Origin of the sequence: Sutterella megalosphaeroides, from assembly GCF_003609995.1 — a bacterium.
GTDB lineage: Bacteria > Pseudomonadota > Gammaproteobacteria > Burkholderiales > Burkholderiaceae_F > Sutterella > Sutterella megalosphaeroides.
The window spans coordinates 1,872,908-1,886,426 of record NZ_AP018786.1 but is presented as its reverse complement, the minus strand read 5'-3'; the positions used below and the strand labels follow the sequence as shown (position 1 = coordinate 1,886,426).

Below are 13,519 nucleotides of genomic sequence, written 5' to 3'. Positions count from 1 at the left end.
GGACTACCAAGGATTTTTCATGATTTCTCCCGAACTCAACATGCGCCTGGCCGGTGAGGACGACGTTCCCGCCGTCGCTCACATTTTGAATGTCGTCTCCGAAGGCGTGATCGAACACCTCTTGACGGGGGTCGTTCCCGGTATGGGGCCCGAGAAGCTTTTGCAGATGGTTCTGATGCGCGGGCAGGGGGCGTACGACCTCAAAAACATCGTGCTCTTCGAAGTTCGCGGGACGTTGGCGGGGCTTCTTTTCTCCTACGACGCGTCGCTTCAGAAGGTGCCCGCCGTGATGGAGGGGTTCATTGCCAAAGCGAAGCTCGACCCCGTGCGACCGCTTCTCGAAGCGGCCTACCCGGAAGCGCTCTGGATCAACACCTTCTGGGTGGCGGACGAATTCCGAGGTCAGGGGCTCTCGCGCCTCATGATGAGCATGGCCGAAGACATGGCGCGCGATTCGGGGAAGAAAGCGCTGGCGCTTCACTGCTGGGCCGACAACGCGCGTGCCATCCGCTTTTACGAAAAGGCGGGGTTCGTGAAGGCGGGTGCCACCCCCTCGGGCGGGCCGCTCTTGGAGCGTCACCCCGCGGGGGGCGAGCTTTGGGTGAAGCCGGTGGCCGGAACCAAGTAAAAAAGGACGTGAACGTAAAGCAAGAGCCGAGGAATACGCCCGAAAACCGAAAGCGACCGCTCACTTCTTTTGTGAATTCGAGAAACGATACGTCCTATGACCACCGACGCCACTCAACATCAAGACCGCATCGTCGCCGTCTGCGGCGCGACGGGCGGGATCGGCGAAGCGCTCGTCGACGTCTATGCCGCCCCGGGGACGGAGCTCCTCTTGGCGGGGCGCCGCACGAAGGCGCTTGAGCGACTGGAGACCGTGGCGCAAGCGAAGGGCGCGACCGTTTGTACGGCGGCCTTCGACCTTCGGGACCGTGCGGCGCTCGTTGCTTGGTGCGAAGAGGCGGCTCGTCGTGGGGCCGACACTCTCATCCTCGGAGCGGGCGTGTCGGCGTCGGTGGAAGGTATTGAGCGTGATTCGGGAGACGTAGAAACGCTGTGGCTTCCCGAAAAGAACGACGACCTTCTGCGGGAGCTTGACGTGAATGCGACGGGAAACATCCTTGCAGCGAATGCTTTCGTGCGTGCGCTGCTGCTTGCGCGCCGGGAAGGGGTTGTGCCTCTCAAGCACGTGCAAATCGCGTTCGTGGCGTCTCTTGCCGCTTTGACGGGTCTCCCGGGGTCCCCCGGATACTCCGCCTCCAAAGCGGCGTTGCGTACGTACGGGGAGGCGCTTAGGCGACTCCTTCGCGGGAAAGACGTCGGCGTCACGGTGCTTTTCCCGGGCTACGTCGAATCCGACATGAGTCGCAGGTATCAAGGCTCGAAGCCGTGGTTGATGTCCGCGGAGAAAGCCGCCCGCCTCATGAAGCGGGCGATCGACGGGGGAAAGCGCGAATACGCTTTCCCGAAGATTCTGGCAGTCGGGATTGCGCTTTTGAAGTTGGTGCCCGCTTCGCTTGAGCATCTCTTCCTCAACGGGTTCTTCTTTACGGTGGAGCCCGATCGGGAGAGTCGCGGAGAAGGCGGTACGAAGGCCTGCGTGGAGAAGGGTTGCGAAGGGGACCCAGGAGAGAAAGCGAGCGCTTGCTCTCGTGGAAATTCCTCTGCAACGGAGAATGATGTCGATCGAGGTGTGTCCCGATGACCGTTCTCTTCGTACTCCTTTCGGACATCGTCCTCATGGGGCTCTTGGCGCTTGCGAACCGTGAGGCGACGCCTTTGGCTGCGGGACGCGGAATGAAAGTGCCCTTTCGCGCTTACGGAATCGGGCACCTCACGTGCGGCCTCACGGCGTCGCTCGTCTATCCGTTGCTCCTCGTCCTTTTCGACCGACCGATCGCGAGTTTCGCTCTGGGGCTTCTTTTGATCGTGCTTCTTTGGGCGGGGAACCGCTTGAAGGCGGCGATCCTCTCGGAGGTGCTCGTTTTTTCGGACGTCTTTTTGGCAGGCCACGCATTGCGTTACCCGAGGCTCTACTTCGGCTATGCGCCCTTGTGGGTGTGGCCGTTGGTCGTCGGAGCCTTTGCGCTCCTTGCGTGGGGGGTGTCTCTTGAGCCCGCCGCCCGCCTCGGGTCCGTCGGGATGCGAATCGGCATCGCGGCGGCGATTCTTCTGGCTTTTGCTGGTTTTGTGGCGTATGTACGTCGGCCCAACCCGCGGGTGGAGGCGTTTCTTGCGAACTACCCCCTGACCTTCGACACCCAGACCGATGCCGCGACCTACACGCCGATCGGTGCGGCGCTTCTGCATGTGCTTTGGCACGGGCAGCGGCGTCATGCGTTGCGGGAGCGGTTCCGCTTTGAGGAGCGGGAGGTTTCGCCGGAAGAGGGTTCGAAGGGTGTTTTGGGTGAAAGCGAAAAGCGGCACCTCCTTCTCGTCCAGGCGGAGTCGCTCGCACCCATCGGGCGGCTCTTGGGGCGTCCGAGCGTGACGCCCGTCCTCGACCGACTGGCGGCGGAGGGTGCGTCGGGAGCCCTGGAGCTCGACTGGCGCGGGGCCTATACGATGCGAAGCGAATTCGCGGTGCTGACGGGGTTGAAGCCCCGGGCGCTTGAAACCTACGGGTTCGACCCCTATCGGTTGGCGGCCATGGTGCCGATGGAGAGTCTCGCCCGACGCATGAAGCTTCAGGGGTACCGTACGGTCGTCTGCCATCCGAACGACGGGCGCTTTTTCGATCGCAACCGCGTGATGCCGAATTTGGGGTTTGACGAGTTCATCGATCTGGAGGCCTTGAAAAAGCTTGATGCGCGTTTTACGAAGCCCGAAGCGTACTGCGGGCATTACGTCTCGGACGAAGCACTCCTTGCGTGGGCGGCGGAGTACCTCGAAAAAGCCCGGGAACCCGTCTTTCTCTTCGTCGTGACGATGGAAGCGCACGGTCCCTGGTCGAAGGACAAATTCCCGGGGGCGGAAAAGCTCACCGAAGTCGAGCGCTACGAAACGCATTTGAAGCACCTCGATGCGGGGTTGTGCCGGATCGTCGAGGCGGAAGAGGGGAGGAAAGCTTCGGAGGCTCCGGGCCGAGGAATCGACCTCTGCATCTACGGCGACCACCTGCCGGGGCTCGGCGTCCTGCGGGGGCGCGAGGACGAAATTCCGTCCGACACCCTGTGGGTGCGGTGGCCGCACCGCGAATCCGTGGTATCGTCTTCCCTTCGCCCGGAACGGTTGACGGCGATCAACCCGATCGTTCCGAACGATCACGATCATCCGAATAAAACGAACTCTTCGAACTTCTGATTTAATCGACCCATGATTCGCATCTTTTCGAACGGTATACGGAAAATCGACAATCTCACCGCGTTCCTCTCGGAAGAAATCGATGCGTACGGGAGTTTCGCTTTTTCGTCGGGTTCGTCGGATTCGGATAGCGTTCGTGCCGTCCTCGGTTGGGGGCACAAAGCCACGGCCGAAAAGGCCCGCAGGTTTGCGGCGGAAAAGGGATTGCCCTATGTGGCGGTTGAGGACGGTTTTTTGCGTTCCGTCGCGTTGGGAGTTGAAGGGGCGCAACCCCTGTCGCTCTCCGTGGACCCCGTGGGCGTCTATTACGACGCGACGCAGCCTTCTCAACTCGAAGAGTGGTTGAACGACTGGGAATCGTGGATGACGCCCGAGCTTGAACATCGAGCTCGGGAGGCGGTGCGCCGTCTGCGGCTTTATGACCTTTCCAAATACAACAACGCTCCGAGTTTTACGACGGACGACGAAGTCCGACTTCGGAACGCCGTGGGTGCTCGACCCGAGTCGCGCCTCATTCTCGTTGTCGACCAAACGGCGGGGGACGCAAGCCTCACCTTGGGCGGAGCCGACGACGAGGCTCTCTCCCGCATGCTTGCCGACGCGTTGAAGGAGCCGAATGCCGTTGTCATTGTGAAGACGCACCCGGACGTCGCAGCCGGCAAAAAAAAGGGCGCGTTGAAGCACGTCCCCGAGGGCGTGCATGTTCTGACGGAATCCTTTGCGCCGCTCTCGTTCCTCAAGATTTTCGACGCGGTCTATACGGCGACCTCACAGCTCGGGTTTGAAGCCCTGATGCTCGGGAAGACCGTGCACACGTACGGTGCGCCCTTTTATGCCGGGTGGGGTCTTACGGTGGATCACGGCACGGTGCCCGAACGTCGTCGCGCGCGGCCGTCCTTCGAAGCTGTGTTTGCGGCCGCCTACATGCGTCTTTGCCGCTATGTGAATCCCGTAACGCAAACTCGCATGGAAATCGAAGAGGCGATCGACCTCTTGGCCGAACAGCGTCGGCAGAACGAGCGCAACCGCAAGCACTACGTCGCAATCGGCTTTCGCTACTGGAAAAAGCCCCACGTGCGCGCATTCCTTTCGGGAACGGCTTCCCGCATCGACTTCGTGTGGGGCGTGGAAGAGGGCCTTCAAAAGGCTGCGGCATCCGGAGCCGACGCGGTCCTTTGGTCGTCGAAATGCACCGACGAGGTGCTTGAGCGGGCGCGAGCTTTGAATGTGGTGCGGCTGTGGCGCATGGAGGACGGCTTCATTCGCTCCGTGGGGCTCGGGTCGGACTTCAATCACCCGTACTCGCTCGTCCTTGACGAAAGCGGCATCTACTATGACCCGAAGCGCGAATCGGACTTGACGAAGATTTTGCGTTCGGTCCCGATGCACCCCGACCGCGAGCGCCTGATCGAACGCAGCCGCGTCCTGATCGAGCTTATCCGCAAGCACAACCTCACGAAGTACAACATGCCGTCGGATCCTGCGACGGCGGCGCTCTGCCGTACGTTTCCGAAGGATAAGCGCATCATTCTCGTCCCCGGCCAGGTGGACGACGACGCGTCCGTGAAACGCGGAGGCGGGAGGATTCAGTCGAACCGGGAGCTGCTCGAAGCCGTTCGGACCCGCAACCCCGAGGGCTTTATCGTCTTCAAGCCTCACCCCGACGTCACGAGCGGAAACCGCATCGGGCGTGTGCCCGAGGACGTGCTTGCTCGTTGCGCGGACCGCGTGCTCGAAGAGGGGTCGATTATTGACATCCTGCCGCACGTGGACGAGGTCCATACGTTGACAAGCCTTTCCGGCTTCGAGGCCCTGATTCGCGGGAAGCGCGTGGTGACTTATGGAAAACCCTTCTATGCGGGCTGGGGGTTGAGCGTTGACGAAGCGGGACCCGATGTGCCCAAAGGGGTAACCCTGAGTAAGGAAGAACTGGTAGGGGGAACTCTGATACTATACCCAAGCTATTGGGACTGGAAGACTGGTATTTTCTGCCGCCCCGAGGATGTGTGTGCTCGGATAGTCAAAGGCGAACAACCGGAAGTCGGCCCCTGGATCCGCTTTTGCCGCGTCATTCTGTGGATTTACCGGAAGTTATTGGCAAACTGAAAACTGCGGGAAAATCGGCCCTATAAACGAAGAACAAGGAAAAAATCAATGAGTTTGACATTGCGTGCGGGATTCGGCCTCGCTTTGGCGACGGCCGTTGTCGTTTTGGCGGGGTGCTCCGCGCCCCGCGGCCTTCAGCATGAGGTGACGCCGCCCGAAGTCGTTCGGGATGCTCCTCAAGCCTCCGACGCCCGAAATTTTGCCGAAGCTGCGGCTGGGCTTGAAGTCGGTACGACCACCGTGATGAACGAGACGCCCCTCGGCGTCGCGCAGGTGCAGGTCGAGCGCGCTTTCAAGAACGCGCTCGGCGAAGCGTGCCGTCGCGTGGTCGTGAAGAACAATGAAACGCAACGTCGCGGCGCCGTGTGTCAGGGTGCCGACGGTGTCTGGCGCTATGTCGATGCAAGCCTCTAAGCTTTCGGAGACGCTCTCCGAACTCCGACACGGCATGATCGTTCAGGGGCGCGTGATCGGAGCGCTCGTGTTGCGCGAGATCCACACGATCAACGGCAACAGCCATTTGGGCTACCTCTGGGTTCTGATTCAGAGTATTTTCAGTATCGGGGTGTTCTGGGGGGTTCGATATTTCATGGGGGCGGGGCAAGCACCACATGGGATGAACATGGCAGTTTTTTTGGCTACAGGCTTTGCCTTTTGGAATATTTTTTCTAATGGCATTAGTCGATGCATGACAGCAGTAGAGGCAAATAAAACTCTTTTGACTTTCCCTCAGGTCACCGAATTTGATGTTATGCTGGCTCGGATCATTGTGATATCTGCGACGCAGATAATTACCGCTATTATAATTTGCGCTATTTCAATGGTGCTTTTAGGTGATGTCATAATATTCGGTAGTCTATCATTACTTCTAGTTTTGATTCTTGCGGTTCCCATGTTGACTTTGGGTTGTGGGATGATTTTATCATCGATGGCAGTTTTTATGCCCGCTCTGAATAATATTGTCCCTATGGTCCTAAGAATTCTTTTCTTTGTATCGGGTGTTTTCTTTTCGGTTTCTGTGTTCAGTCAGTCGGTTTCGGAGTTTTTGCTACTGAATCCAATATTGCATGCAATCGAATTGATCCGCATGAGTCTTCATGAGTCTTATGAGGTAACTGGCGTTAGTTCAACCTATGTTTTGATGAGTACCATTGTGACGTGTGCAATTGGAGGATATCTGGAGCGTTACGTCAGGACGCGTCGGAGGGATGAATGATCGAGTTGCAGAACGTGTGCAAGCGCTACCGTGTAAAAAGTGGTTGGCATACTGTGCTGGACAATGTCAATCTGAAGATTGAGGAAGGGAAAAGCATAGGTATCCTTGGCGTTAACGGCGCAGGGAAGTCGACCATGATTCGAATTCTAGGCGGAGCGGAACGGCCGGATTCTGGGCGTGTAATTCGTACATCGCGTGTTTCTTGGCCAATTGGTTTTGCTGGTTGCTTTCATGGATCGCTCACAGGAAGAGAGAATCTTCGTTTTGTGGCTCGTGTCTATGGCGCAGATATCCGTAAGGTCACCGAGTATGTGGAAGACTTTGCCGAGCTCGGCGACTACATGGACATGCCCGTAAAGACCTATTCTTCCGGTATGCGAAGCAAATTGGCTTTTGGACTTTCCATGGCCATCGGTTTTGATTTTTATTTGATCGACGAAGCCTACTCCGTCGGCGACGCGGCATTTCGCCGCAAGGCCGACGCAGCTCTCGAAGCGAAGAAGGCGACGTCGACGTTGATTTTTGTTTCTCACAGCATGGGGGCGGTGCGACAGAACTGTGTCTGCGGCGCCGTCCTCAATGCCGGACGATTGGAATATTTCCCGGACGTCGAAGACGCTATCCGGTCCTATACGGAAATTTGTAATGCCAAACGAAGCTAACGCAAACGAGAAGCCCTTGGCTACGGAGCCTCAGAGCGCAACCTCCGTGAAGCCCGATGCCCCGAAGGCCCCGACGAGTCCAGCTAAACCTGTTGCTCCGCCGGCGCAGCCCCCGGCGGCGCCGGCTAAGCCCGCTGCACCGAAGGCGTCGGCTCCCGTTGCCCCTTCTAAACCTGCGGTTCCGAAAGCCCCTGCCGCTGCGACTCCGGCCAAGCCGGCTGCTCCGCAGCCCCAGGCTCCTGCTGCTCAGGCTAAGCCTGCCCCCGCGAAACCCGCGGCTCCGAAAGCGCCGGCTACTGCCACTCCGGTCAAGCCTGCCGCTCCAAAGGCTCAGGCCTCGGCGGCAACTCCTACCGCGACGCCGTCGAAGGCTCAAGCGGCAGTAACCCCGCAAGAACAAGTGAACGGCGCACCTTCCGGAGGATCGAATTGGTGGTCGCGGCGCTCGACTTTTGAAAAGGAAGTCGGGCTCTTCGTGCTTTTGCCGACGTTGCTCACCTTCGGCTACTGCGCGTTCGTGGCTTCGCCCATGTACGTGTCGGAGACGAAGTTTGCCGTCCGCAGTGCGGTCGAGCAGCCGATGGGGATCGACATTGCCTCACAGCTCTTCAAGACCGCGTCGACGAGCGTTCAAGATGCGCGCATCGTGGACGCGTACCTTCGCTCGCCTGATGTCTTTGAAACGTTGGACGGCGAACTTCAGCTGACGAAGCATTACAGCGATACGAGTCGCGACTGGGTGTCGCGTCTTGCTTCCTCGCCGACGCTTTGGGATAAAGAGTCGTTTTGGCATCGCGTGGCCCAGCCGAAGATCGACGTCGACAGCGGCATCGTGACCTTTACGGTGCGTGCCTACACCCCCGACATGGCTCAAAACATCGCGGCCGGTATTTTGCGTCAAGGCGAAGCGCTTATCAACGAGATGAACGACCGCTCACGCAACGATGCGATTCGTTTGGCCGAGTCCGAAGTAAAGGTTGCGCAGGAACGCATCGTCAAGGCCCAGAAGGCGCTTGAGGCGTTCCGCGACGAACATAAGGAACTCGACCCAAAGGCAACGGCCACGGGCTTGCAGACCCTGGTCTTCGAACTCGAAGGGGAACGCTCGAAGGTGAAGGCCGAACTTGCCGAAGCGCGCTCCTATATGAAGCCGACTGCGCCGCAGGTAAAGGCACTTGAAAAGCGCCTTGCCGCCGTGGAATCGCAGTTGAATGCAGAGAAGGCTCGCATCGCGGGGAATCCCGCAGGCGGGAGTGCGATCAATTCTTGGGTTTCTGAGTATGAGAACCTGATGATCGAGAGCGAATTCGCGCAGAAGCAGCTGACGACCGCCATGTCGGCGTACGAGCAGGCCCGCTCGATGGCGTTGGCGAAGAGCCGCTACCTCGTGGCGATTCAGCAGCCTACTTTGCCCGACGAGTCTCGTTACCCCCGGACGTGGGTCTTCACACTCTGCGCTTTCTTCGGCTTCTTCTTGATTTACGGTCTTGTACGACTCATCGTGGCCTCGATTCGCGAGCACGCGGGTTTCTGACGAATGGATTTTTTGACTATGCGATTCAACCGAACGCGAATTTCGCTTCTCACCCTTGCCTGCATGACGACAGTGCTCGGTTCTGCCGGCGCCGTTGCGGCCACCGCCGCTGCGGTGACGACCGTCAATCCGTTGAGCCTGGGGGTTTCGACCAATCCCGCCCCCGCGAGCACCGGACTCGGTACGACGCCCTCGGCCATGCCTGCGGGCGTTCAGGTCGGCCCCAACGGTACGGTGATGACCGGTACCCAGCCGACGGGCTATACACAGACGATGCTTCCTTCCGTGAACGTAGCTCCGCCCGCTTGGGCTCAGGGGCAGCTCGTGAGTGCCACTTCCGTGGCGCTTCGTCCGTTCGCAGCGAACCTCTTTGAAGGGCGCTTCGCGAACACGTTCAGCGATGCGGCTTCGCCCGATTACGTCCTGGCTCCGGGCGACCGTGTAGTCGTCCGCGTGTGGGGTGCCCGCACGTTTGACGACGTCCTTGTGGTCGATCAGCAGGGTAACCTCTTCCTTCCCGAGGTGGGCCCGATCCATGTGGGGGGCGTCCGTCAGGGGAATCTGCTCTCGACCGTTCGCAATGCCATTGCTCGCGTCTATACGGACAACGTGCAGGTCTATGTCAACCTTCAGAGTGCTCAGCCCGTCGCGGTCTATGTGGCGGGTTTCGTGAATAGTCCTGGCCGTTACGCGGGCGGTTCCGTCGATTCCATCTTGTCGTTCATCGATCGAGCGGGCGGGATCGACGTCGATCGCGGCAGCTATCGCCACATCGAGGTGCTTCGCAACAAGAAGGTCGTGGCAAAGCTCGACCTTTACCGCTTTGCGTTGGAGGGGAGCGTTCCCAACCTGCGCCTCAAGAACGGCGACGTGATTCTGGTGAAGGAAAAGGGCGTTTCGGTTTCGGCCTACGGCCTTCTTCGCGAAGAGGCGGAGTACGAATTCTCGAAGCCGTCTGTCGCCAAGGGCTCTGGGCTCATTGAGCTCGCTTCTCCGCTTCGCAACGTTTCGCACGTGAGCGTCACGGGGACGCGCGATCAGAAGCCGTTCAACCGGTACTTCGATCTTGAAGAATTCCGCAAGTTTGCGCTGGCCGACGGTGACATCGTCGAGTTCGTTGCGGACAAGCCGGGCGAAACGATCATGGCGACGGTGAGCGGTGCCATCACCGGGGCATCCCGATATCCAGTTGCCAAAACGGTCAAGCTTAGAGAACTTCTGCGTCAAATCGAGGTTGAGCCCGAGCTTGCCGCTACCGAATCGATCTATATCCGTCGTAAGAGCGTCGCTCGCGATCAGAAGGCCGTTATTCAGGACTCTCTGCGTCGCCTCGAGCAGACGGCTTTGACGGCGACCTCCTCTACGCCTGAGGAAGCTCAGGTGCGCGTTCAGGAAGCTCAGCTGATTCAAGACTTCGTGAAGCGTGCTTCACAGCTTGAACCCGACGGCGTGGTGGTGGTCTCTCGCGGCGGACAGGTCTCCGATCTGTGGCTAGAGGACGGTGACGAAATTGTGATCCCGCAGAAGTCGAACGTTGTTCTCGTGACGGGCGAAGTCGTTCTTCCGAAGGCTGTGGCCTTCGAGTCGAAGATGTCGCTCGACGACTACCTTGCCGCTGCCGGCGGGGTGTCGGCCCGTGCGAACGACAAACAAATTCTTGTTGCCAAGCAAAACGGCGAGGTGGGCTTGGCCGAGAAACTGGGAATCGGTCCTGGGGATCGTATCCTGGTTCTGCCTAAGGTGGATACCAAGGGCATGCTGATGGCGAAAGACCTGATGCAGATTATTTATCAGATTGCTGTTGCTACAAAAGTTGCTGTTGATCTTTAAGACAGATGTTAAATATTATTGTTCCAGTTGATTTTCATCGAGGAGTTCTTTATGCCTTGCGGCATATGTTTCGCCTGATGAAACTACAAAATGAGAATGTTGTAGTGAAATTTGCTGTTAATCCTCGAAGCAATTTAATTCTGCGTTGGATTTTAAACCGGTTTGACAAGGGCAACATTATCATTTGTAAATATTCTGGGGGCGTAAATCGATCCAAGTTAAGAAACTATGCCTTAAGAGAAGTAGAAGGCAAAGTTTTACTGTGCGACCTTGATGTTATATTGCCCAAAGAAATTATTGATCGTTGTCTTCGATCAAAAAGGGAAGATTTCTTAATGTTCCCTTGCGTATATTGCCGGTTTGGTGCGCAGAATAAGAATCTAAAAACAAAAAGAATAAGGGAACTCAGAAAGAGTTATACCCATATTGCCATTCCTTCTTCTATTATTTGTTTCCAGAAGAATGAGATCTTGTTTGATGAAGGATACGTCGGGCATGGATATGAAGACTTTGATTTTATCATTCGCTATCTCGTTTCTGTCAATAAATACAAGATAACAGATGAGGATTTGTTGGATGAAACATACGACTCTGCTATTCTCGCTCAGGGGTTTAGGGCAAAATTAGCAGTATTTGCAATTGATCAACTAAGGAATGGCCTCATTGCAAGACATATTTATCACCGGAAAGGTAAAAAATCTGACTATAAAGAAGAAAGAAATAGGAATGCCAGGCGTTTCAGAGTGAAGATTGAGACAATGATCAGCGCAGCTGAGAGTCATCAGAGTTCACATCTAGAATGTTCGTTTCCTCTGACTCAATACATTGATAAAACTTACCCGCTAAATCTTTTAATGTTGTGAAATGAAAATTATCAAAAAAAATAGGAAACAAAAGGAATACGAAGTGAAGTTCCTTGGGCTTCCCATTCTTCACTATGGCAGACTTCCTCTACCAAATGGCTTTGAGGACTATGTGGAGCTATTTCCTGAGTCCTTCGAGACCACAATTTTGTCGTCCATATATAAACAAATCGGCGAAAAGTATGATCTCGTATGGATTTGTCGAGTGAATGCTTTGGGAGAAAACTACCTTCTAACGCAATTGTATAAAAGCGTACTGGAAAAATATAAAACCAAGAAGTTTTGCTTTGTCGTTCATAATGAAGTCCATGCAAATATGCTTCGTATGTTTGTTGATGCACCTATCATCACAACAAATATATCCAATCTTGTTCTAAATGATGTTCTTCAAGATAAGGAATATAAGTATCAAGGAACAGTCTTTAGAACGCATCACTGTGGTGTAGATGAACTTAACGAACTCTTTAGAATAAAATACAAGAATGGCTTGAAAAAGCATTATGCAGAAGTAATTCGAGAGAATTCGAATGCAGATGAATTTATCTATAGCGCACCAAAATTTTCTCCGGAGGCAATTCAAAGGGTTGAATCAATACAAGATCTAAACCTTGAGAAATTTGTACTCCTTCAGCCTGAAGCAAAGAGTGTGCTGCCTGTCGATGAAAAATTCTGGGAAAAATTAGCGACCGAAATTCGGGCCAAAGGGTATGATATTTTTGTCAATACAAAGAATGGATCACCAACGAAGTTAGGATTTTCTGAATCCTTAACTGTCGAAGAGGTTACCTATCTGGCAAGTAAAAGCAAGGCAATCATCGGTTTGCGCTGTGGCATTCTTGAGGTCTTTAGTATTTTGAAACGACCTATGCATGTCCTGTACACGCCTCACCGCTTTTCGGATATTGGGACTGAAAGAACCTTAGAGATTCACTCTATGTTAGGGTATCCTTTTATTGATAAAGAACATACTTTCGAATACTCTTATGATCAAGAGTCGGCCCAACAAATCATCAATACAATCGTCGGATCTCTCAAATGAAAATTTACCGAAAAATAACTAAACCTGGGAAAATCACAGAAAAATATTTTGGGTTGAATCTTGTTGTACAAACCAAATTGAAGGAGGCGACGGCAACTCGCTATTTCTTTGTCTATAAAACCATCGAAAATGACAAAGAAATTAAGCGGCGGATTTTTGGAATTCCCTTCTTTTCTTCAAAGAAAAATCCTTTGCTCATTAAAGTTGATGCAATGACAAAGAAGATTGATGCCTTGCAAGCTGATGTTAAGGAGCTCAGAATCAAGCATCAAATGGGCATTGCTATTGCTCGCCAGCACGGTATGGTTTTCCCTAAATACAAAAATAAACACGAAGGGAAGGATTTTGTTATTTTGGCCACTGGGCCGACTTTGTGTCGATATAAAAAGATTGAAGATGCTATTCACATTGGCGTGAATAAATCATTTTTGCTATTTCCTGACTTGGATTATTGGTTTGCAATTGATAATTCCGTTACGAACCAGTATCATTTAGAACTCCAGCAAACCCACTTCACGAAATTTTTCGGGGTTTGTAGTTCCAGCAATCGCGATCATCTATACTTATCACGAAATCAAGGCAAGCTTTGGAATTACTCTGATAGACTAATTTCGAAGTTTGATAATGCTGAAAAATTCTATTTTGACCACCCATCGGAGTCAATTAACCGGGACATTGAAAGCCAAGCTCTTCCTGATCTTGGGTCCTGTGTTTTTTCAGCCGTCTACTTTGCCTTGTATGCTGGGGCTCGTCGAATTTATCTGGTAGGTTGTGATTGCGCTGCAAATGGCTATTTTGATAAAACTGCACAATCGGACCGGTTTAATTCGGAACTTTTAATTAAGGGTTGGAAAAATATTCAATATTTTATTGAATGCTTCTATCCCGATGTAGAAATTATTTCAGTGAATCCTGTCGGACTGAAGGGGATTTTCCCTGAAATTATTATGGAATAACGGAGGT

At 54.5% G+C, this 13,519-nt stretch carries 12 protein-coding genes; all 12 read left to right on the top strand.

Annotated elements, in window-relative coordinates:
- Positions 1–19 precede the first annotated feature (19 nt).
- The 12 genes from S6FBBBH3_RS07570 (at position 20) to S6FBBBH3_RS11010 (ending at position 13,512) form a co-directional block, all read left to right on the top strand.
- Positions 20–628 carry a GNAT family N-acetyltransferase gene (locus S6FBBBH3_RS07570; RefSeq protein WP_120177169.1) on the top strand — a complete coding sequence of 203 codons (609 nt, stop codon included), beginning with the start codon at positions 20–22 and terminating at the stop codon, positions 626–628.
- Positions 629–724: 96 nt separating this feature from the next.
- Entirely contained in the window at positions 725–1,708 is a 984-nt protein-coding gene (locus tag S6FBBBH3_RS07565; protein ID WP_120177168.1) for an SDR family NAD(P)-dependent oxidoreductase, read from the top strand.
- Positions 1,705–3,306, top strand: a complete 1,602-nt coding sequence (locus S6FBBBH3_RS07560) for an LTA synthase family protein (protein WP_120177167.1) — start codon at positions 1,705–1,707, stop codon at positions 3,304–3,306. Before S6FBBBH3_RS07565 ends, S6FBBBH3_RS07560 begins: the two co-directional genes overlap by 4 nt.
- A 12-nt stretch (positions 3,307–3,318) precedes the next feature.
- Entirely contained in the window at positions 3,319–5,412 is a 2,094-nt protein-coding gene (locus S6FBBBH3_RS07555; RefSeq protein WP_120177166.1) for a capsular polysaccharide biosynthesis protein, read from the top strand.
- 48 nt (positions 5,413–5,460) lie between these two features.
- A complete protein-coding gene (locus S6FBBBH3_RS07550) occupies positions 5,461–5,826 on the top strand; it encodes a DVU3141 family protein (RefSeq protein ID WP_120177165.1) in 366 nt (121 codons plus the stop codon).
- Positions 5,807–6,628 (top strand): ABC transporter permease, encoded by an 822-nt coding sequence (locus S6FBBBH3_RS07545; RefSeq protein WP_170143877.1) that lies wholly within the window; start codon positions 5,807–5,809, stop codon positions 6,626–6,628. Before S6FBBBH3_RS07550 ends, S6FBBBH3_RS07545 begins: the two co-directional genes overlap by 20 nt.
- A complete protein-coding gene (locus tag S6FBBBH3_RS07540; protein WP_120177163.1) occupies positions 6,625–7,290 on the top strand; it encodes an ABC transporter ATP-binding protein in 666 nt (221 codons plus the stop codon). The genes S6FBBBH3_RS07545 and S6FBBBH3_RS07540 overlap by 4 nt, the downstream gene beginning before the upstream one ends.
- Before the next feature lie 475 nt (positions 7,291–7,765).
- Positions 7,766–8,824 (top strand): capsule biosynthesis protein, encoded by a 1,059-nt coding sequence (locus S6FBBBH3_RS07535; RefSeq protein WP_170143876.1) that lies wholly within the window; start codon positions 7,766–7,768, stop codon positions 8,822–8,824.
- An 18-nt stretch (positions 8,825–8,842) separates the two neighbouring features.
- The gene (locus S6FBBBH3_RS07530; RefSeq protein ID WP_197714299.1) at positions 8,843–10,654 is read left to right on the top strand and encodes a polysaccharide biosynthesis/export family protein; all 1,812 of its coding nucleotides are present in this window, start codon (positions 8,843–8,845) and stop codon (positions 10,652–10,654) included.
- A gap of 5 nt (positions 10,655–10,659) precedes the next feature.
- Positions 10,660–11,517 carry a hypothetical protein gene (locus tag S6FBBBH3_RS07525; protein WP_120177160.1) on the top strand — a complete coding sequence of 286 codons (858 nt, stop codon included), beginning with the start codon at positions 10,660–10,662 and terminating at the stop codon, positions 11,515–11,517.
- 1 nt (position 11,518) lies between these two features.
- Positions 11,519–12,556 carry a hypothetical protein gene (locus S6FBBBH3_RS11015; protein WP_123957673.1) on the top strand — a complete coding sequence of 346 codons (1,038 nt, stop codon included), beginning with the start codon at positions 11,519–11,521 and terminating at the stop codon, positions 12,554–12,556.
- On the top strand, positions 12,553–13,512 hold the full coding sequence (locus tag S6FBBBH3_RS11010; protein WP_123957672.1) for a hypothetical protein: 960 nt from the start codon (positions 12,553–12,555) through the stop codon (positions 13,510–13,512). Before S6FBBBH3_RS11015 ends, S6FBBBH3_RS11010 begins: the two co-directional genes overlap by 4 nt.
- Positions 13,513–13,519 lie beyond the last annotated feature (7 nt).

What these genes read in the sequence shown, in the direction of transcription:
- S6FBBBH3_RS07570 (WP_120177169.1), top strand. Translation starts at nt 20, where the DNA reads ATGATTTCTCCCGAACTCAACATGCGCCTGGCCGGTGAGGACGACGTT.
- S6FBBBH3_RS07565 (WP_120177168.1), top strand. Translation starts at nt 725, where the DNA reads ATGACCACCGACGCCACTCAACATCAAGACCGCATCGTCGCCGTCTGC.
- S6FBBBH3_RS07560 (WP_120177167.1), top strand. Translation starts at nt 1,705, where the DNA reads ATGACCGTTCTCTTCGTACTCCTTTCGGACATCGTCCTCATGGGGCTC.
- S6FBBBH3_RS07555 (WP_120177166.1), top strand. Translation starts at nt 3,319, where the DNA reads ATGATTCGCATCTTTTCGAACGGTATACGGAAAATCGACAATCTCACC.
- S6FBBBH3_RS07550 (WP_120177165.1), top strand. Translation starts at nt 5,461, where the DNA reads ATGAGTTTGACATTGCGTGCGGGATTCGGCCTCGCTTTGGCGACGGCC.
- S6FBBBH3_RS07545 (WP_170143877.1), top strand. Translation starts at nt 5,807, where the DNA reads ATGTCGATGCAAGCCTCTAAGCTTTCGGAGACGCTCTCCGAACTCCGA.
- S6FBBBH3_RS07540 (WP_120177163.1), top strand. Translation starts at nt 6,625, where the DNA reads ATGATCGAGTTGCAGAACGTGTGCAAGCGCTACCGTGTAAAAAGTGGT.
- S6FBBBH3_RS07530 (WP_197714299.1), top strand. Translation starts at nt 8,843, where the DNA reads ATGCGATTCAACCGAACGCGAATTTCGCTTCTCACCCTTGCCTGCATG.
- S6FBBBH3_RS07525 (WP_120177160.1), top strand. Translation starts at nt 10,660, where the DNA reads ATGTTAAATATTATTGTTCCAGTTGATTTTCATCGAGGAGTTCTTTAT.
- S6FBBBH3_RS11015 (WP_123957673.1), top strand. Translation starts at nt 11,519, where the DNA reads ATGAAAATTATCAAAAAAAATAGGAAACAAAAGGAATACGAAGTGAAG.
- S6FBBBH3_RS11010 (WP_123957672.1), top strand. Translation starts at nt 12,553, where the DNA reads ATGAAAATTTACCGAAAAATAACTAAACCTGGGAAAATCACAGAAAAA.